The sequence below is a fragment of the Rhizobium tumorigenes genome, from assembly GCF_003240565.2.
Lineage (GTDB): Bacteria > Pseudomonadota > Alphaproteobacteria > Rhizobiales > Rhizobiaceae > Rhizobium > Rhizobium tumorigenes.
The window spans coordinates 442,032-460,742 of the sequence record NZ_CP117255.1 but is presented as its reverse complement, the minus strand read 5'-3'; the positions used below and the strand labels follow the sequence as shown (position 1 = coordinate 460,742).

General features: G+C 61.8%; 14 protein-coding genes. 7 read left to right on the top strand and 7 right to left on the bottom strand.

Annotated elements, in window-relative coordinates:
- Window positions 1-12: 12 nt before the first annotated feature.
- On the bottom strand, window positions 13-1,788 hold the full coding sequence (locus PR017_RS02235) for an acyl-CoA dehydrogenase family protein (RefSeq protein WP_111217715.1): 1,776 nt from the start codon (window positions 1,786-1,788) through the stop codon (window positions 13-15).
- A gap of 136 nt (window positions 1,789-1,924) precedes the next feature.
- Between PR017_RS02235 and PR017_RS02230 the strand changes: the two genes are divergently transcribed.
- Complete coding sequence (locus PR017_RS02230) at window positions 1,925-2,923, top strand: transporter (protein ID WP_111217713.1); 999 nt, start codon at window positions 1,925-1,927, stop codon at window positions 2,921-2,923.
- Window positions 2,924-2,979: 56 nt separating this feature from the next.
- Here the strand turns inward: PR017_RS02230 and PR017_RS02225 are convergent, their stop codons facing one another.
- A complete protein-coding gene (locus PR017_RS02225) occupies window positions 2,980-3,459 on the bottom strand; it encodes a BA14K family protein (RefSeq protein WP_111217711.1) in 480 nt (159 codons plus the stop codon).
- A gap of 136 nt (window positions 3,460-3,595) precedes the next feature.
- On the opposite strand from PR017_RS02225, the gene PR017_RS02220 reads away from it, so the two are divergent.
- Window positions 3,596-4,528, top strand: a complete 933-nt coding sequence (locus PR017_RS02220) for a glycoside hydrolase family 25 protein (protein WP_111217709.1) — start codon at window positions 3,596-3,598, stop codon at window positions 4,526-4,528.
- Between the two features lie 12 nt (window positions 4,529-4,540).
- Here the strand turns inward: PR017_RS02220 and PR017_RS02215 are convergent, their stop codons facing one another.
- Entirely contained in the window at window positions 4,541-5,626 is a 1,086-nt protein-coding gene (locus PR017_RS02215) for an FAD-binding oxidoreductase (protein ID WP_111217707.1), read from the bottom strand.
- A 2-nt stretch (window positions 5,627-5,628) separates the two neighbouring features.
- Window positions 5,629-6,873, bottom strand: coding sequence for an aromatic ring-hydroxylating oxygenase subunit alpha (locus PR017_RS02210; RefSeq protein WP_111217705.1), 1,245 nt, complete (start codon window positions 6,871-6,873; stop codon window positions 5,629-5,631).
- Window positions 6,874-7,486: 613 nt separating this feature from the next.
- Between PR017_RS02210 and PR017_RS02205 the strand changes: the two genes are divergently transcribed.
- Window positions 7,487-8,095 carry a DUF6656 family protein gene (locus PR017_RS02205; RefSeq protein WP_111217703.1) on the top strand — a complete coding sequence of 203 codons (609 nt, stop codon included), beginning with the start codon at window positions 7,487-7,489 and terminating at the stop codon, window positions 8,093-8,095.
- A gap of 87 nt (window positions 8,096-8,182) precedes the next feature.
- The gene (gene pip, locus PR017_RS02200) at window positions 8,183-9,136 is read left to right on the top strand and encodes a prolyl aminopeptidase (RefSeq protein WP_111217701.1); all 954 of its coding nucleotides are present in this window, start codon (window positions 8,183-8,185) and stop codon (window positions 9,134-9,136) included.
- 19 nt (window positions 9,137-9,155) lie between these two features.
- Here pip and PR017_RS02195 read toward each other — a convergent pair whose 3' ends face one another.
- Window positions 9,156-9,476, bottom strand: coding sequence for a hypothetical protein (locus tag PR017_RS02195; RefSeq protein ID WP_111217699.1), 321 nt, complete (start codon window positions 9,474-9,476; stop codon window positions 9,156-9,158).
- 238 nt (window positions 9,477-9,714) lie between these two features.
- Here PR017_RS02195 and PR017_RS02190 point away from each other — a divergent pair, with 238 nt between their 5' ends.
- Window positions 9,715-10,689 carry an L-threonylcarbamoyladenylate synthase gene (locus tag PR017_RS02190; RefSeq protein WP_111217697.1) on the top strand — a complete coding sequence of 325 codons (975 nt, stop codon included), beginning with the start codon at window positions 9,715-9,717 and terminating at the stop codon, window positions 10,687-10,689.
- Window positions 10,690-10,760: 71 nt separating this feature from the next.
- Window positions 10,761-12,185 carry an FAD-binding oxidoreductase gene (locus PR017_RS02185; RefSeq protein WP_111217695.1) on the top strand — a complete coding sequence of 475 codons (1,425 nt, stop codon included), beginning with the start codon at window positions 10,761-10,763 and terminating at the stop codon, window positions 12,183-12,185.
- Between the two features lie 34 nt (window positions 12,186-12,219).
- Here PR017_RS02185 and PR017_RS02180 read toward each other — a convergent pair whose 3' ends face one another.
- A complete protein-coding gene (locus tag PR017_RS02180; protein WP_240538894.1) occupies window positions 12,220-14,685 on the bottom strand; it encodes a DNA translocase FtsK in 2,466 nt (821 codons plus the stop codon).
- Window positions 14,686-15,201: 516 nt separating this feature from the next.
- Entirely contained in the window at window positions 15,202-17,778 is a 2,577-nt protein-coding gene (locus tag PR017_RS02175) for a DUF1217 domain-containing protein (RefSeq protein ID WP_111217691.1), read from the bottom strand.
- 319 nt (window positions 17,779-18,097) lie between these two features.
- Between PR017_RS02175 and PR017_RS02170 the strand changes: the two genes are divergently transcribed.
- Window positions 18,098-18,664, top strand: a complete 567-nt coding sequence (locus tag PR017_RS02170; RefSeq protein ID WP_111217689.1) for a DUF6101 family protein — start codon at window positions 18,098-18,100, stop codon at window positions 18,662-18,664.
- The last annotated feature ends 47 nt before the right edge of the window (window positions 18,665-18,711 follow it).

Sequence of the window (18,711 nt, the reverse complement as noted above, 5' to 3'; positions counted from 1 at the left end):
TCATTTAGCTGGTCATGTCAGCAGGGCGCGAGCGGCAATGAGGCTGTCAGCACCGCGCATCACCTGATCTTTCAGCGCTGCGGTCTCAGGGAGCAGGTTTTCTGCAGCAAAGCGGCAAAGTGCGATGCGCGCCTCACCCTCCCCGTCGTCGGCGACGGCCATCCCTCCCTTGGCGAGATAGCAGCCTGATAGCACCAGCCCGAACAGCCGCAGATAGGGTGTCGCCCCGGCAAGCGCCTCCTCGACACGGTCTCCGGCCTGCGCTGCCAGCAGCCATTTGGTTGCAGCATCGAGGTCCGCAATCGCCATCCGCAACCTGTCCGCCGTCGCGCCGAAGACCGGCAATCCAGACGCCGCGACACTCCCGCAAATTGCCTGCAGTTCGCAGATCAGACTGTGCACAGCCTGGCCGCCGTCCAGCGGCAGCTTGCGGGTGACGAGGTCAATCGCCTGGATGCCGTTGGTGCCCTCATAGATCGGCGCGATACGGGCGTCGCGCCAAAGTCTCGCGGCGCCGGTCTCCTCGATATAGCCCATGCCGCCATGCACCTGGATGCCGAGCGAGGCGACGTCGACCCCGCAATCGGTGGCAAAGGCCTTGGCGATGGGGGTGAGCAGCGCGGCACGGGATCGCCAATGGTTTTTGTCGATGCCTGCATGGGAAAGATCGATCGCGTGGGCGCAGGCATAGGTGATGGCGCGGGAGCCCTGTGTCAGCACCTTCATCGTCAGCAGCATACGGGCGACATCGGGATGATCGACGATCGGGCTCATCGATCCGCCCTTATGTCCCGCCGCCCGCCCCTGCCGGCGCTCGCGGGCATAGGCGACGGCTTTTTGCGTGGCGGCTTCGCAGACACCGACGCCCTGCATGGCGACGGCGAGCCGCGCATTGTTCATCATCGTGAACATGCAGGCTAGACCGCGGTTTTCCTCGCCGACCAGCCAACCGATGGAGCCGGGCGTCTCGCCGAACCTGCCATCGCCGTAGATCATGGTGCAGGTCGGCGAGCCATGGATGCCGACCTTGTGCTCGAGCGAGTGGCAGAAGAGATCGTTGCGGGCACCGAGCGACCCGTCCGCTCCGACGAGGAACTTCGGCACCAGGAACAGCGATATGCCCCGCGTGCCCGGGGGAGCATCGGGCAATCGGGCGAGTACCAGATGGATGATGTTGTCTGCCGCGTCGTGATCGCCCCAGGTGATGTAGATCTTCTGGCCGAAAATACGGTAGCTGCCGTCCTCGTGGCGTTCGGCACGGCTGGTCAGCGCCCCGACGTCGGAGCCGGCGTGCGGCTCCGTCAGGTTCATGGTGCCGGTCCATTCGCCGGAGATCATGCGGGCAAGATAACGATCCTTCAACGCCGGACTGCCATGGGCCGACAGGGCCTCGATGGCGCCCATTGTCAGCGTCGGCGCCAGGCCGAAGGCCATCGATGCGCCGTTCCACATTTCCAGCGTCGCGACATTCAGCATTTGCGGCAGGCCCTGACCGCCGAAATCCGGCGACGCCGTCAGGCCGTTCCAGCCACCCGCCGCCCAGTCGCGATAGAGTTTCGGCCAGCCTTCGGGGAGGACGACAGCGCCGTCGACCAGTCGCGCGCCTTCGGTGTCGCCGATGGCCGCCATCGGTACGATTTCGTTGTCGGTGAAGCGGGCTGCTTCCCCCAGGATGGCGTCGGCGACATCGGCAGTAAGATCACCAAGCGAGCCACTGTCGATGGCCTGGTCCAACCCGGCCACGTGGCGAAGCGTGAATGCGATTTCCGCGACAGGCGCCTTGTACATTCGGTCTCCTCCCGATCATGCCTATGCTGCCGACCACCTCCGGCCGCCGTTTTTTCCTGCAGGTGGGTCGCGCAGCTGCTAAGAAGCTGTCACAAGCAGGGCCTATGCACATGTTTACCTTAAACGGCGATGCAGCATGACGACAATATTCAATCCGACCATTCCGGGCTTTGTCTGGGCACACCACCTTTCGCCCGATAGAGGTCAATCCGAGCGCCTTCCCGACACCATCGAACGCTCTTCCCTGCTGTCTTTGGAAGGGTTCGTCTGGCTGCATCTCAATCTCGTCGATGCCCGTGTCGCTGCTTTCCTGGAGGATTTCCCGGGCCTTACCGACGATATGCGCCAGGCGCTGACCACGCATGATACGCACGCCACCATCACCGTCGACGCGAAGGTGATCTTCGGCACGCTGGTGGATTTCCAGCTCGATTTCGACCAGGACACGCGCGACATCGGCTGGCTGCACTTTGCCATCTCCGAGCGCTTCATCGTCACGACACGCCTGCAGCCTTTGCGCAGCGTCGAACGGGTGCGCGCCACCATCGAGAAGAACCCTGCCCGGTTCCATCGTCCTCTCGATATCTTCGAGGCGCTGGTCGTCGAGTTCCAGCGGACGCTGATCGCGCTGGTCATCGAGACCACGGAGGAAATGAACCAGATCGAAGACGTGGTCTACGATGCGACTTTTCGCGACGAGCGGCGGCGACTGGCGCCGGTACGGCGCACCATCGTCCGCGTCCACAGGCACCTGCGCACCATCCTGTCATTGATGCGCCGGGCAGCGGCTTCCGACGACGACGAAATGCCCGATGGTTTCGACGATGTGGCGGGGCGGCTGACAACGCGGCTGGAGACTGTCGATCACGATGTTTACGCCCTGCAGGAGCGGGCTCGACTGCTGCACGAGGAAATTGACTCGAAGCTTTCCTCCGAGACGAACCGGCATCTCTACATACTGTCGCTGATGACGGCCTTCCTGCTGCCGCCAACGCTGGTCACCGGCTTTTTCGGCATGAACACGACGGCCCTGCCCTTCGCCGGCAGCGAGCACGGGACTGCCTATGCGGTCTCGATCATCGGTGCTTCCATCCTGCTCGCCTGGTGGCTGCTGCGGCGAGTCCGCATTCTTTAGCGCATAAAAAATGCCCGGCTGTCAGCCGGGCACGTTGCAGTCAGAACGCATGGCGATCAATAGAAGGGAGACAGGCACTGCTGGCGCGGACCGTTGTTCGGCTGGAAGGTGTTGTCGTATCCGCGGTACGAGCGATAGCGGTTTGCACACCACTCGTAGTGACGCGGATTAATGCCGGCCGAAGGGCGAGCATAGGTGCGTGGCTCACTGGCAATCGCACCCCCGATCAGGGCACCGGCACCGAAGGCCGCCAGCGGGAACCAGTAACCTTCGTGGTAGCGGTAGCCGTGCCGGTATCCGTTGTATCCCCGATAGCCGCCGTAGTAGCCACGGCCGCCGTATCCGCCGCCATGATAATATCCGCCACCCCGGTGGCGCCAGTACTGCACCTGCTGGACGCCGGGCAACGGCGTTGCCTCAGCCGTTGGCGTGGCCGGGGCGGCGGGCATCTGCATCGCGAAGGAGGGCGAGAAACTCGTCAGAGCAACGGCCGCGGTCAGCGCGAGCGTGACGGCTCTGGTACGCATGTTGAACATTGTCGTCTCCGTTCCATAAATTGAGTATCTGGCAAACGAACGAGCGCCTCCAAAGTTCCAGCGCTGACGCTCGTGAAGAGCCAACGCAAAAACCCTTAACGGCGCATTAACCATATACGCCTACCCTCGACAGACCATGGGAAAGCGAACACTTCTCACCCTGATTGTCGGTTCTCTTCTGATCCTGGCGCTCCCGGCGCAAAACAGGCTGGCGCTGGCCGGCGAACGCCAGCCCTGGAACGATCCCGAACACGCGCTCATCATCGACGCCTACGAGCTGAACAGCATCGACTGGGATGCACTGCTGCAGGACACGCGCATCAGCGGCTTCGTCTCGAAGGCCTCCGACGGGCTGCCGGAAGATTATGCCTGCAAAACGAGCGACCATTCCGGTGATACGGTCGGCCACTGCAAGACGATGTGGCGCAAATATGCCGTCAGCCGCGAACTCTTTCGCACCCGGCGGCTCATTGCCAAATCGAACGGGATATTGTGGGGGGCCTACCACCTCGGCCGCCCCGGCAACCCCATCGACCAAGCAAACCATTTCCTGGACTATGCCGATCCGAAGGCAGACGAGCTTATGGTGCTCGACATCGACGGTCTGGACCCGCAGCAATTCATGTCGCTGGCAGACGCCCAGATCTTTTCGATCCATATCAAGGAGCGCACAGGCCGCTACCCGATCCTCTATGCCAACGATGTGGTCGCGAGATTTATCGCCGACCACCGCAACGACTACCAGATCCTGTCGCGCCTGCCGCTCTGGTATGCGCGCTACAAGCCCGACGTCGAAGGCACGTTTCCACTCGGCAACTGGACGGGCTATGCGATGTGGCAGTTCTCCTCCGCCGACAATTGCTCGTCGCGCCGCTGCCCGTACCGCGTGGCCGGAACTTTGCCGGACATCGATGTGAACATGGCGTCGATGACCAAGACGCAGCTGGCAAGGATATGGCCGCAGGGAGACCTCGTGCCGCCGCGCATCGATACACCGTCGATGCTGGCATCGGCACCGGGCCCGGCAGCGAAAATGCAGGTCACCGCGCTGAACTATCAGGATTTCTGACGAGTCCTGCGCTCAGGCTTCGATCTGGACGTCTGTCTTCGGGCGCGAGCAGCAGGCGAGGATATAGCCCTCGTCGATCTCGTCGTCGAGGATACCACCATTGTGGTTCATCTCGACATCGCCAGAGAGCTTCATCACCTTGCAGGTGCCACAAAGGCCGGATTCGCAGGCGGCACCGATGCGGATACCGGCACCACGGGCTGCCTGCAGGATCGTCTGGCCGGGCGCGCAGGCGACATCCTTGCCGGCCATGGTGAAGCGGATCGAAGTGGCGACCTCGCCATCCGCGCCCACGGCGGGTTCAGGCTCGAGATCGGCAGAGGCCGGGCGGAAGCTTTCCTGGTGGTAGCGGCTCATGTCGAAGCCGGCGGCCTCGAGGCTGGAACTGACGAAATTCATGAACATGTCGGGGCCGCAGCAGAACACCGTGCGGTCGAGGAAATCATGGGCCAGCAGCGCTATCTTGGCCTTGTCGATGCGGCCGCGCAGACCGGACCACAGCTCCATCTGGCCGCGCTCCTCGACGATGAAGCCGAGGTTGAGGTTGGGCATGAAGCGGGCGAGGTATTCAAGCTCGGATCGGAAGACGATTTCCGACGGGCCACGGGCGCAATTGATGAACGAGATATCGGAAAGCGGCGCGACATCGCTCATGTAGCGCGTCATCGACATCATCGGCGTTATGCCGGAACCGGCCGAGATGAACAGGTATTTTTCGCCGGGATGCTTGATGTGGGTGAAATCGCCGAGCGGTCCAAAGGCGCGGATACGCATGCCGGGCTTGAGGTTGTCGAACATCCAGCGGGTGCCGATGCTGTCCTTCTGCGCCTTGACGGTTACGGCGACCGAGAACGGCCGCGTCGGGGTCGACGACAGCGTGTAGGTCCGCATCAGCGGATCCGGCCCGACCGGCAGTTCCAGCGTGACAAACTGGCCCGGCAGATAGCGGAACCAGTTGTCCTTGTCGGATCGGAACGTGAAGGTCATCACATCGGGCGCCTCCGGCGTCACCGACAGGCATTCGAGAAGGTGCTGCCTGTCGCTCCAGGGCTGCATCTGGTCAAGGTGAAGGTGACGCCCTGTTCCCGCTACGCTCATGCTCAGGCCACGACCGAAAGCTTGGCCTGCTCGCCCTGCAGACGGCCGGTCATGAAGTCTGCATACCATTCGACGAACTGCGCCACCCCGCCCTCATGCAACTCCGAATAAGGACCAGGCTCATAGGCCGGCGAGTGGATGCCGAAGGCATTTTCCTCGACGATGCGGCGGTCCTGGTCGTTGGTCTCGGTCCAGACGTGGGTCAGTTCCTCGAGATTGTAGTCGACGCCCTCGACCGCATCCTTGTGGACCAGCCACTTGGTGGTGACGGCGGTTTCCTCGGCGTTGAGCGGCAGCACGCGGAAGGAGATCGCGTGGTCGACCAGCATGTGGTTCCAGGTGGACGGATAGTGGAACAGCAGCATAGTGCCGATGTTGCTCATGGTGACGTCGTCCGACAGCGGTTTCTTGACGGCGCGCTGGCCGGACATGGTGTAGCTCTCGGCACCCTCGATCAGCGGCATGCGGGCCACGCGGAACTGACCGGTCGGGTCCATCTTGAACTCGCTCGGCAGGCCGCCGGCCTCGCAATGCGCCCAGTGGGCAGCGATGACCGGATCGTCGCCGGCGCCCTGAACGCCGGTTGCCGTCGGGGCTTCGGGATAGGTGCGGCAAAGCTCGGGGTGGTTGGCGGCGCAGTGGTAGCACTCGCGGTTGTTTTCCCAGACCAGCTTCCAGTTGCCCTTCTCGATGATGGTGCTCTGGAAGGCGATCTTGGCTTCGCTCAGGCGGTGCGGCATCATGTAGGGCGCGATGCTGTCGCGAACGGGCTGGAAGTCAGGCGCGGTCTGGGCCAGCGAGATGAAGATATAGCCACCGACGCTTTCGCAATGGATCGGCTTAAGGCCGTACTGGCTCTTATCGAAACTGTCGGCCATCTGGCGGGCAAACTGCAGCGAACCGTCGAGATCATAGGTCCACTGATGGTAGGGACAGACCAGCTTGGCAGCGGAGCCACGGTCCGACGAGCAGACGCGCGAACCACGATGGCGGCAGCTGTTGTGAAAGGCGCGCACGATCTTGTCGCGGCCACGGACGATGACGATCGGATACTCGCCGACCTGGGCGGTGATGTAGTTGCCGGCGCGCGGCACTTCGCAATCGTGGCCCATGAACAGCCAGTCACGATAATAGATCATCTCCATATCGATCTTGAAATAGTCGTTGTCGATATAGAAAGGCTGTTCGAGGCTGAAGCCTTCGCGGCGGTTCTTCAGCTGACGCAGCATCGTGTTGCGAATATCCATCCTGATGTCCTCGTGCCTATCGCCGACCAGCGGGATAAAATGAACTTAACGAGCCGAGACCGGCCTGCCCTGTGACCTTGCGACCGCCGACTGCGGCCCATTTCAAAACGCATTGCCTCAAACACCGCGCCAGCACGAGATTCGCCTGACGAGACATCATGCCGCCTTTCCGGACTTGCGACCAGAGGCGTATTGCACACCCCGACCCTTTGTCGTTTTCGACCACACTGCCCGCAAAACGCTCTTGGGGACAGTTTCCTGCGATGCCTTCCCATATAAACATCGCGCCCGATTGCGACGTGGCTTCTATGCGACATAAGCACGGAAATTGACGACAGAGAAAAAGCTGCCCGGGATCCGCATGTGTCGGCACCGCATGCATTGCAGAACAAGCGTTTACGACCAATAGAGGATAGCGGAAAGACACGCGCTCCTTCCACGTTCAGAACGCCGTCATGGCAAATGCCTGTTTGCGACATAATGGCACCCGGCGCGCCGCAGATACGTTTCACTCGGATGCATTCGGTGGAGCACCGTGGGCAAGGCAATTTCATGCGTTCTTAACGATGATAGCGTAGCCTGCGGACACGATTTTGAACCGCGAGCGCGCAGCATGGCCAAGCTCAGATATTTCGATGCCAAGGCAGAAGCCGCAGTCCAGCCGCCAGCCCCGGCTGCCGTCCACAGCGAGTTCCTGCGGACCGGCCGCATCACGCGCGAAAAAGACCGGCGGGAAAAGGACAGGCGATATCTCAGCTACGATGCTGTCGCCGAGCGCACCGCACTCCGCCTGCAGGCCGCCGGCGAGAAGACGCACGAGCGGCTTAACGGCTTCCATCGATCGATCCAGTTTCCAAAACTGGTCTTTCACCGGACACTCGCCGAAAGGCCGCACCTCGGCTACTGCCACGTGACGGCGGCGCGAACCCAGTTCGCCGAATACAAGAATGTCAGCTGGGCCTTTTACATCGCCAATTTCTACGCCGAGATCGACGACAGCGAGGCCAGCTTCGTCAAGATCGACCAGCGGCATCCACGCATGTACTTCGCGGTCGCCGTCGAGCAGATGCAGAGCAGCGATGACAAGGCTCTTGGCATCAACCGCGCCGTGCGCGGCAACGGCGTACTATTTCGCACCGTCGATCCGCAAACGGCAATCCGCAACGTCCTACTGCTTGGGGCCCGCAACGAACAAGTGCGCGACATCATCCGCCAGCTTTGAGCGGAGGCGATGGGGTGCATCGGGCGGGCGACAGCGCTGTCCAATGCACATTGGAAACAGCCCTTCAAAACCCTGGACTACTAAGTTATGAGCGACCCGATAGATAATATGCTGGCTCACGGCCTGCTGAAGGTTGACGACAAGACCGAGATTTACTGGGAGAAATCGGGAAACCCAGACGGAAAATGCGCCCTCTATTTGCATGGCGGACCCGGCAGCGGCCTCGGCTCGGGGAGCTACCGGGAGCTCTTCAATCCCGCAGGATACTGCCTTATCGGTATCGACCAAAGAGCATGCGGACGCAGCCGACCGCTGGCGATCGACGATCTGAAGGAACTCTCCGGAAACACCACACAGGCTTTGATAAGAGACATCGAGGCGGTGCGGCACCATCTTGCGGTGGAACGCTGGCTGGTCGCGGGGATCTCCTGGGGTTCGACCTTGGCTCTGGCCTATGCGCAGTCGCATCCGGACAGGGTTTCCGAGCTTGTTCTCATGGCAGTCACGACGACGAGCCGAGCAGAAGTCGACTGGATTACCGAAGGTGTCGGGTGCCTGTTTCCGGAAGCCTGGGATCAGTTCGAACGAGCCTCGGGGCGCACCGGAACCGAGCGACCCGTCGACGCCTATGCACGCAGGCTTGCTTCTCCGGACGAGGACGATCACAGGGCCGCCGCTCGCTGCTGGAACGACTGGGAGTCCACTCATATCTCGCTCGATCCGAACTGGGCACCGCATCCCCGGCGCTTCGACGAAATACGTGCAGCAAACTTTGCAACCCTGGTCACCCACTACTGGGCCAATGACGGCTTCCTGCGGGGCGGCGATACTATTCTCGAAAGGATGGACTCGATCCAGCATATCCCCGCCGTTCTGATCCACGGTCGCCGAGACTTTAGCGGACCGCTCGTAACGGCATGGCGGCTGCATCAAGCTTGGCCAAACAGCAGATTGCTCATTGTCGAACAGGAAGGCCACGGCGGACCACAGTCAAGAAGTCAGATGCGGATCGCGCTGGATGGCTTTGCGTCGAGCAGGTGAGCCCGCTCATTGCCTTCGATTAGGTCGTTGAACTTTGGGAGACATTTTCGAGAGGAAGATCGTTGCCACCTACGGTGGCGCCGGATTGCATCACAACAGCGCCGTTGCCAATGAGCTTTCCGGCGACATGGCCGTTGAGAACCAGATTTCCCTCATTCAGCAGATTGCGACCCACCTCGCCGGAAATGACGGCGTTTCCGCCGGCTTCAACGATCAGTCCGCCTGACAGCCTGCCGCGTGAAACCAGGTTGCCGCCCGGCTTGACGTAGGTAACGCCGGTGATCTCGTTGCGGATGACGGCATTGCCCGTTACGACGAAATCGCCGGTGTGCTGGTTCATTGTGATTTTTCCTCTGAGGCGGCTGGGATCAAGCATTTAGTGAAATCCATGCTAGGATCATTGCTGCGACCAGCAAGGCGGCAATGGGCTTCACCTTATCAAATTTGCTTGATGGCTGTTGGCGAGGGTTCCAGGCTCCGACTGACCTTGGCGCTTCGAACGACCCGGCGACCTCTTGGCACTTGCCCTCCACCACCGGAAAGGCCTAAGGACAGATCGATCAGGAAACGGGTCGGGCATGGCAGAGATCATCGACATCTTCCACGACAGGGACGGCGCGATTTTTCGGGCGTCGGCCTTGCTCGCCGACGGGTTTCCGGTCGCGTTGCCGACCGAGACCGTCTATGGGCTTGCCGCCGATGCGACCAATCCGGTGGCGATCACCCGTATCTACGAGACCAAGGGGCGCCCGAGCTTCAACCCGCTGATCTGCCACATGAGCGATCTTGCCATGGCGGAGAGGCACGCGGTATTCGACCCGATCTCGCGCAAGCTGGCCGAAGCGTTCTGGCCGGGGCCGCTGACGCTGGTGCTGCCGTTGAAACCGGAAAGCAACATCCACGCGCTGGCGACCGCGGGCCTCGACAGTGTCGGCATCCGGGTTCCCGATGGCTTTGCCGCCGACCTTATCCGCGCCTTCGACCGGCCGCTGGCGGCCCCGAGTGCCAACACATCGGGCCGTATCAGCGCCACCAGCGCTGCCCATGTCGAAGCCGATCTCGGTCGCAAGATCGAGCTCATTCTCGATGGCGGCGCCTGCGACGTCGGTGTCGAATCGACGATCGTCAAGATCGATAAAGGCGGGATGCGGTTGCTGCGTCCGGGCGGCCTGGCGGCAGAAGATATAGAGCGCGTGGCCGGCATTCCACTGACGCGCAAGGAAGGCGCTAGCCCGGCGATAGAGGCGCCCGGCATGATGGCCTCCCACTATGCGCCGCACGCAATGGTCAGGCTGGACGCCACGGAAGTCACCGCCGGCGAAGCGCTGATCCGTTTCGGAAGCAAGCCGGTGGCTGGCGAGGAGGAAGCGTCCGTCATTTTCAACCTCAGCCCCTCCGGCGATCTCACCGAAGCTGCGGCCAATCTTTTCGACTTCATGAAACGTGCCGACGCCACGGGCGTTATCGGGATGGCTTTCACCACCATCCCGGAAGACGGTCTCGGCGAAGCGATCAACGACCGGCTGCGCCGCGCCGCGGCACCCCGCGACTAGACCAGAGTTTCCGACTGCAAGACGTTTCCGACTGCAAGACGTTTCCGACTGCAAGACAAGGACCAGCACGCATGGCCATTCCCTCTCCTGCCCTGCTCGACCGCTTTGCCGCCATCGTCGGCGCTGCCCATGTCTTGCGCGAGGCGGCCGACATCGCCCCACGCCTCGTCGAAAATCGCGGGCTCTATCATGGCGCCTCGTCGCTGGTGCTGAAGCCCGGTTCGGTCGAAGAGGTCTCGGCCATCCTGAAGCTTGCTTCGGAAACGGCAACGGCGATCGTGCCGCAGACGGGCAATACCGGCCTCGTCGGCGGCCAGACGCCGCGCGATAACGGCGCCGATGTGATCGTCTCGCTGGAACGGATGAACCGCATTCGCGAGGTCGATCCCGTCGCTGGCATCATGGTGGTCGATGGCGGCTGCATCCTAGCCGACGTGCAGAAGGTGGCGGAAGAGCATGGCCGGCTGTTTCCGCTGTCGCTGGGTTCGGAAGGATCATGCCGGATCGGCGGCAATCTCGCCACCAATGCCGGAGGCACGGCCGTGCTTGCCTATGGCAACATGCGCCAACTCTGCCTCGGCCTCGAAGTCGTGCTTCCGACCGGCGAAATCTGGAACGGGCTGCGGCGGCTGAAAAAGGACAATACCGGCTATGACCTGCGCGACCTGTTCATCGGCGCCGAGGGCACGCTCGGCATCATCACAGGCGCGGTGCTGAAACTTTTTCCGCAGCCGCTGGGGCATCAGGTCGCCTTTGCCGGCATACGATCGGTCGAGGATGCGCTGTCGCTGTTCAGGAATGCATCGGGTCTTTGCGGTCCGGCGCTGACCGGCTTCGAGCTGATGCCGCGCATCGGCGTCGAGTTCACCACCCGCCACATCGACGGCGTGCGCGATCCGCTGGAGACCGTCCACCCGTGGTATGTGCTGATCGACATCTCCACCTCGGATTCGGCGGAGACGGCCGAGCGGATGATGTCGGCGCTGCTGGAACAGGGTTTCGAGGCCGGGCTGGTGCAGGATGCGACGATCGCAAGCTCACAAGCGCAGCAGAAGGCCTTGTGGCACATGCGCGAAAGCATGTCCGGCGCCCAGAAGCCCGAGGGCGGCTCGATCAAGCACGACGTCTCGGTGCCGGTCTCACAAATACCGGCTTTCATGCACGAGGCGGAGCAAGCGGTCATGGCGGCCATGCCGGGCGCCCGCATCTGCGCCTTCGGGCACATGGGCGACGGCAATATCCACTACAACATCTCGCAGCCTGTCGGCGCCGACAAGGCGGAATTCATCGGTCGCTGGCGGGAGATGAACCAGATCGTCCATGGGCTGGTGATGAAGCACGAGGGCTCAATCTCGGCGGAGCACGGCATCGGCCAGCTGAAGCGGGACGAGCTGGCATCGATCCGGCCGGAGATCGAGATGGAACTGATGCGCCGGATCAAGAAAAGCTTCGACCCTGCCGGGATCATGAACCCTGGCAAGGTCGTGGTGGTCTAGGGGCCAGCGACGAAGGCGCGCTGCCCCCTGTTGCTCAGTCCATGTCGTCAACAGGCGGCATCGGCGTGGCGTTGCGGTTGCCGGAGATGATCTCGCGCTTGCCGACGTGGTTGGCGGGACCGACGAGGCCTTCCTTTTCCATGCGCTCGACGAGCGAGGCGGCGCGGTTGTAGCCGATGCCGAGGCGACGCTGGATGTAGGAGGTCGAGCACTTCTTATCGCGCATGACGACCTTGATCGCCTGCTCGTAGGTATCGTCGCTATCCTCGGAACCCATCGCGCTCTTGTCGAACACGGCGCCGCCGTCTTCTTCCTCTTCCTCGTCCTCTTCACCGGCAGTGACCGTATCCAGGTATTCCGGACGGCCCTGCATCTTCAGATGGGCCACGACCTTTTCGACTTCCTCGTCGGATACGAAGGGACCGTGGACGCGCGAGATGCGGCCGCCACCCTGCATATGCAGCATGTCGCCCTGGCCGAGCAGCTGCTCTGCACCCTGCTCGCCGAGGATCGTGCGACTGTCGATCTTCGAGGTGACCTGAAAGGAGATGCGGGTGGGGAAGTTGGCCTTGATGGTGCCGGTGATGACATCGACCGACGGGCGCTGTGTCGCCATGATCAGGTGGATGCCGGCGGCACGGGCCATCTGCGCCAGACGCTGGATGGCGCCTTCGATTTCCTTGCCGGCGACCATCATCAGGTCGGCCATCTCGTCGACGATCACGACGATGTAGGGCATGCGGGCCAGATCGAGCTCTTGGCTCTCCTCGGTCGGTGCGCCCGTCGTCCGGTCGAAACCGGTCTGGACGGTGACGAGGATCGTCTCGTTCTTCTCGCGGGCGATGGCGACGCGGGCGTTGTAGCCATCGATGTTGCGGACGCCGAGGCGCGACATCTTGCGATAGCGATCCTCCATCTCGCGCACGGCCCATTTCAGCGCCAGCACGGCCTTCTTCGGATCGGTGACGACAGGGGTCAGCAGATGCGGAATGCCGTCATAGACCGACAGTTCGAGCATCTTCGGATCGACCATGATCAGGCGGCATTCTTCCGGCGTCATGCGGTAGAGCAGCGACAGGATCATCGTGTTGATGGCGACGGACTTGCCGGAGCCGGTGGTGCCGGCAACCAGCAGATGCGGCATCTTGGCGAGCTCGGCGATAACGGGTTCGCCGCCAATGGTCTTGCCGAGGCCGAGCGCCAGCTTGAAGCTGCTCTGGGCAAAATCTTCTGATTCGATCATCTCGCGGAAGTAGACGGTTTCGCGCGTTGCATTCGGCAGTTCGATGCCGATGACATTGCGGCCGGGAACGACCGCGACACGGGCCGACAGCGCCGACATCGAGCGGGCGATATCGTCGGCAAGGCCGATGACGCGCGAGGATTTGACGCCGGGGGCCGGCTCGAACTCATAGAGGGTGACGACCGGACCGGGGCGGACATGGATGATCTCGCCCTTGACGCCGAAGTCTTCCAGCACGTTTTCGAGAAGGCCCGCATTCTGCTCCAGGGCTTCCTGGGTCATGATCACGCCGACGCGTTCCGGCGGCTCCTGCAGCAGTTCGCGCGGCGGCAGTTCGTACTCACCGTCGCTGCTGATGGAAACCGGGCGCCATTTCATCGGCGCGGGGCTGACCGGGCGGTCGCTGCGGGTCGCGACCGGGATGCGGCGGCTCGGCGCAGCGTCGACGACGCCAGCCTTCGGGGCGGGAGCAACGATCTGCGCGGCCGGGGCCTGCTTTGCCGGGGCTGCAACTGCGGCTGGCTTGGGCAGAACGACGGCAGCGACGACCGGAGGTGCGGCAACGGTTGCGGGCGCCAGCGGTGTCAGGACGATGGGCTCGGCCACTTCGTTCGGCTGGACGACTGCAGCCTGCGGCACCGGCACGACCGGCGCCGGTGCAGCTACGCGCCCGGAGGGCTGCCAGTCGATGATGCGGTAAAGCGATGTTGCGGATTGTTGCGTCGTCTCCGTTGGTGGAGCGGACATGGGCGGCGCAATGAAGGCCGGTGCCGTTGCTGCTACGGGTGGAGCGAGTTCGCCGTCGAAGGGCATAACGTCCCAGAAGGCGAAGTCGGACAGGTTGGCCAGATGCGAGGCCAGCTGCGCCTGGGGCACGACGGCGACGGGCTGGCGCTGCCAGGCGGTCAGCGGCGGAACAGGCGTGGATGCCGGCGTGAAGATATCCTCGACGAGCCGGTTGTTCCATGGCATCGGCGCTGCAGGGCGCGGCGTCTCGATGTGGCGCGGCGTTTGTGCGCTCGTTGATGCCGCCTCGGCAGCTTGCGACGTGGCTGGAGCCTCGGGGCTGATGGCGGATTGTTTGACTGCGGTCTGTTGGATGGTCTGCTCCGTCTCGTTAGCGTCCGAGTCCGGCGATTTCTTGCGGCTGATCAGACTTTCGGGTGTCCGAGTAAAACGGACATTCGGTGCCAGCGAAAAGGCGGTCTGCCAATCCTGCACGGCATCGGCCGGCACCAGTGGTGGCACCAGCGGCATGTTGGTGCGGCCGGTCGGGGAAAGGCCTGCATCCGGAGCAGCGACCGGCGTTGCCTGTGGCTGGCGCAATTGCGCCGCCTTCAGCTGGTCGGCGCGCTGCTGGTGGGCGATCTCGGATCGGCGCTTGGCTTCGCGCGCCTGGATCAGCTTCTGCTCCAGGTAGGCCCGGCGCTCGGCGATCTGCTGGGCTTCCCGCAGTTCCGCTTCGGCACGTTCGGCGTCGGCATGGACGTCCCGCTGGAAATCCGTTTCGCCGTTGGAAAAGTTGGTTTTGGAAAAACGCATAAGACCTGCAATCCAGTCATTGATTGGCCGATAGCTACCCCAATCGAATAGGCCAGGGACGGTTAATAAGTTCCTTCCGAATTGGCGGCACTTTGAAGGGCTGGATGCAAAAACCCATGTTTTGCGGGCTTTTTGGCTGGCTGGCACAGATAAATATTTTAGCCGCCATGGGCGCCAAGGCAGGCGCCGGCGACTGCGGCATGCGCGGTCGGCGCGGGCGTTCCGTTGCGATCAGGAAGTCGAAAGCTGGGCGATGGAGAGCAGCGTATCAGCGCTGATGCCGATAGACTTCGAGGACCCCTGGAGGATCGACAGTGCCGACGAGGAGGTGCTGCCGGTGTTGTTCTGCAGATCGTATTCGACCGAGAAGCGCTCCAGCAGCTTGTTCAGTTTCGTCGGATCGCGAAGATCGTCGACGTTGACGAATTTCTTCAGCAGCGTCGCCTGGTCGTCGACGTTCATCGACGAAATCGCGCTCGGCAGGCTGAAGGTGGTGGTGATGACCGAATAGAGCGCCGTGTCGGACATGATGTCGTAGACCGAATTGATATTCGGTGCCTGGCGCTGGAAATAGAGGGCAAGGCGTGTGCCTGGGTTGTTGTCGCCTTCCTGCGATTCCAAGGTCTGGTGCAGGTAGAGTTCGTTGGTGGCGTCGAGCGCGCCCTTGTTCTGGGCGCTGCCGAGCTTGGTATCGACCATGGTGCCGTTGATGCCGAAGTTGAAAGCTTCGACTATGTCCTTGAACTGGGCACCGGCGGTGGTGTTGACGAAGCTTTTCGAATTGTCGGGGTCCGATGCGAAGGCCTTTTTCAGCGTGTCTGTTGTCACCTTCTTCGGATCGATACCGCTGGCCTTGAGGATGAAGTCGGTCAGCTTCGGGTCGGCCAGAAGGTCTGAAACGCTCGTCACCTTGGCGATGTTGGTGGTGAAGTAGGTGGCATCCTTCTTGACGGCGGCTGTTGCCGCCGTCAGTGCCGAACCCGTCAATCCGCGACGCTTCTCGGTTGAATATTCGGAGATGTAGCTGTTGACCTGCGTCGTCGAGAGCGCCGTTACCTGCGCCTTGATCGTGCCGGCGCTGTCGAAATTGAAAGCCTTGGCGAGCTTGACGAAGCGATCGTCCTTCAGCGTGTTGACATAGCTTTTCGGATCATAGGGATCGCTCTCCATGATCTTCTTCATCTGCGCCTTGGAAATCTCGTTTTCGCCGATCCCGTAGGAGCGCAGCGCCATCTGGTAGAGTTCCGGCAGGTTATCGTTGGTGGCGCTGGAGTCAGCCGTCGCATTGCTGGCAAAGAACTCATTGATATTCTTGACCTTGGCGATGCGGGTCTCGTAGTTTGCCACGGCATCCGCCTCGGCCGTGGTCTGCTCCGACTGGTAGTTGGCTGAAAACGCCGTGGTCGCTGCAGCGAGTTGCGTGGAGGTTTGCGCCACGGTGCCGGAGGCCACCGTCCCGTCGGACTGGAAGTTGAACTGGGCGACCACGCCCGAAAAGCCGACGAGCTTGGCGTAGGTGGGGTCTTCCACCGATGTCTCGAGGTCGTATTTGAGCGTGTTGTCCGACGCCTGAGCATCCAGCGACTGCAGGTTGTAGGCGATCTTGACGTAGTCGAATAGCCGCATATCCGAAGTCAGGTCCTCGACCGACGTCACAGAGCCGATATGCGCCTTGTAATAGGCAGCGTCGTCAGCTGCAGCGACGGAGGTGACGAATGACGGGACGGTGTTGTTGTAGGCTTCCATGACGGCAGCCTTCTGGCTGATCGTCTGTATCTTGCTGGTATAGTTGGTGGCGTAGTTTGTCGATGTGGTGCTGATCTGGTCGGCGGTCTGGGCAGACGCGCCAGTCGCGACAGTGCCGTCGCTGCCGAAATTGAACTCGGTGAGCACGCTGGTCAGGCCATTATCCGAAGCGGTGCCGGGGTCCTTTACGGAGGCCACGAACTTCGCACCCGTGAGCGACGGATCGATGCCGTAGGCCGTCTTGACGTAATCGAACAGCCGTGGATCTGACACCAGCTGATCCACCGATGTAACTGTGCCGATATTGGCTTCGTAGTAACTCTTGTCCGCATCCGGCGTGGTGGTGGCGATCGATCCGTCGGCATTGAAGCTGAATTGCGCCGCCATCGCCTTGTCGGCGGCGCTGCCGTTGACGTTGACGAAGCTGTTCGGATCCGACACGTCGCTGGTCAGCATCGACTTCAGGAAGCTGTTCGAAATATTGGTCGGGTCGATGCCGTAGCCTTTCAGCACATAGTCCCTGAGATCGGTATCGCTGAGGAAGTCATCGACATTCTTGACCGAGCCTATAGCCGCGTCATAGGCGTCGCTGGCAGTCTTTGCCGATGTTTCTTCGTCCGTGAAGGATTGCTGGTAGAGGCCGATGGCCGCATCCGTCGTGTCGGACGAAGTCGATGTCGATGTCGAGCCGAACATCGTCGTCAGGGTATCGCTCGACTGCGCCGTCGTCGTGGTCGAAGCGCCAAAATTGAATGCCGCTGCAATCGCCTTGTATTTCGGGTCGTTCAGGCGATTGGCAAAGCTGCTGCTGTCACTGAGGTTGCTGGTCAGTACCTGCTTCATGAACGCCTTGGCGTAGGTGAAGTCCTCCAGCCCGTACGACTTCATGGCGTAGCTGTAGAGCTGGTAGTTGTCCATCAGGTCGTCGACGGTTTTGACCTTGCCGATATTGGCATTGTAGTAGTCGACCTCCCGCTTCGTCGTCGGCTGGGAGGCAACGCGCGCAAGGGTCGACGTCATGTTCTTGGTATCGAGCGTGTAGCTCAGATAGGTCGATGTCATCTGCGCGCACCTTGAAGTCTACACTCGAGACCGTTTTCGAATCTTGCCGATTATCGACCCCAAACCTTACCCGGGACTTTACATCGGCCGCCACGACGCTGCGCCGGAGTGGCACGACGCGCATCGGCACATATTCATATTATGGAAACCCTGGCGGCTTCGTTTTTGCTAACCATTTGACGACGCAAACTTTTCTTAACCGCAATTTTTAAGCTGTCTGGAAGGGGGCGCGCCTAGTCTCAGGTCATCGAGAGGGCGAAAGTTCTCCGTCAAGAAGACCGGAAAACCGGCTCTCATGATAAGACAAGGGTAGAAAACGATGACCAATACCGTCCTGAAGCCTGTCTGGGCCGGAACGACACTGCGGCTCGATCCAAACCGCTTTCCGCAGCATGTCAGCTACGCCATGCGCGGTGCTACCGGCGACGTGACGATCACCATCGACTCCCGCGGCGCCGTGCTGCGCAAGGTTCTGCCATCGAGCGGATTGCCCCTGTCGATTGCCCTGCCGAAGCGCGCCTTCAAGGGCGTTGCTGCCCGGGCCATCGACCATGGCGACGGCGAAGTGACCGTGACGCTCGAACTGCACCATGACGATCCGGATCTCTGCATCCCGCTGCTCGTCGCCCATGATCTCAGCGACATCGCTGCCGACTGGCGCACCTGGTCCGAAGCCTTCAATATTCCGATGATGATGGTCGAAGCGGATGGCGTCGCTCGCCTGCTCGAAGATCATCTCGGCGGTGTGCGTACCAACGAAACGCAGCCGCGCCGCCGCCATTCGTTCTTTGCCGACAGACGCCCCCGTTTCCTGGTTCGTCGCATATCGGGCAAGATGGGCGTCACTCTCAAGATCGCTGGTCGCGAGATCATCGCCCGCGACTGAGGATCAAGTCCCCCTCCCCTGAAACCCGGCGCCTGCGCCGGGTTTTG

Bases quoted from the DNA above. Each gene is read 5' to 3' on its own strand.
- pip (WP_111217701.1), top strand. From the start codon at position 8,183: ATGAGCGACCCGATAGATAATATGCTGGCTCACGGCCTGCTGAAGGTT.
- PR017_RS02230 (WP_111217713.1), top strand. From the start codon at position 1,925: ATGACGACAATATTCAATCCGACCATTCCGGGCTTTGTCTGGGCACAC.
- PR017_RS02170 (WP_111217689.1), top strand. From the start codon at position 18,098: ATGACCAATACCGTCCTGAAGCCTGTCTGGGCCGGAACGACACTGCGG.
- PR017_RS02215 (WP_111217707.1), bottom strand. From the start codon at position 5,626: ATGAGCGTAGCGGGAACAGGGCGTCACCTTCACCTTGACCAGATGCAG.
- PR017_RS02185 (WP_111217695.1), top strand. From the start codon at position 10,761: ATGGCCATTCCCTCTCCTGCCCTGCTCGACCGCTTTGCCGCCATCGTC.
- PR017_RS02235 (WP_111217715.1), bottom strand. From the start codon at position 1,788: ATGTACAAGGCGCCTGTCGCGGAAATCGCATTCACGCTTCGCCACGTG.
- PR017_RS02180 (WP_240538894.1), bottom strand. From the start codon at position 14,685: ATGCCGCTGGTGCCACCACTGGTGCCGGCCGATGCCGTGCAGGATTGG.
- PR017_RS02175 (WP_111217691.1), bottom strand. From the start codon at position 17,778: ATGACATCGACCTATCTGAGCTACACGCTCGATACCAAGAACATGACG.
- PR017_RS02225 (WP_111217711.1), bottom strand. From the start codon at position 3,459: ATGTTCAACATGCGTACCAGAGCCGTCACGCTCGCGCTGACCGCGGCC.
- PR017_RS02210 (WP_111217705.1), bottom strand. From the start codon at position 6,873: ATGGATATTCGCAACACGATGCTGCGTCAGCTGAAGAACCGCCGCGAA.
- PR017_RS02220 (WP_111217709.1), top strand. From the start codon at position 3,596: ATGGGAAAGCGAACACTTCTCACCCTGATTGTCGGTTCTCTTCTGATC.
- PR017_RS02205 (WP_111217703.1), top strand. From the start codon at position 7,487: ATGGCCAAGCTCAGATATTTCGATGCCAAGGCAGAAGCCGCAGTCCAG.
- PR017_RS02195 (WP_111217699.1), bottom strand. From the start codon at position 9,476: ATGAACCAGCACACCGGCGATTTCGTCGTAACGGGCAATGCCGTCATC.
- PR017_RS02190 (WP_111217697.1), top strand. From the start codon at position 9,715: ATGGCAGAGATCATCGACATCTTCCACGACAGGGACGGCGCGATTTTT.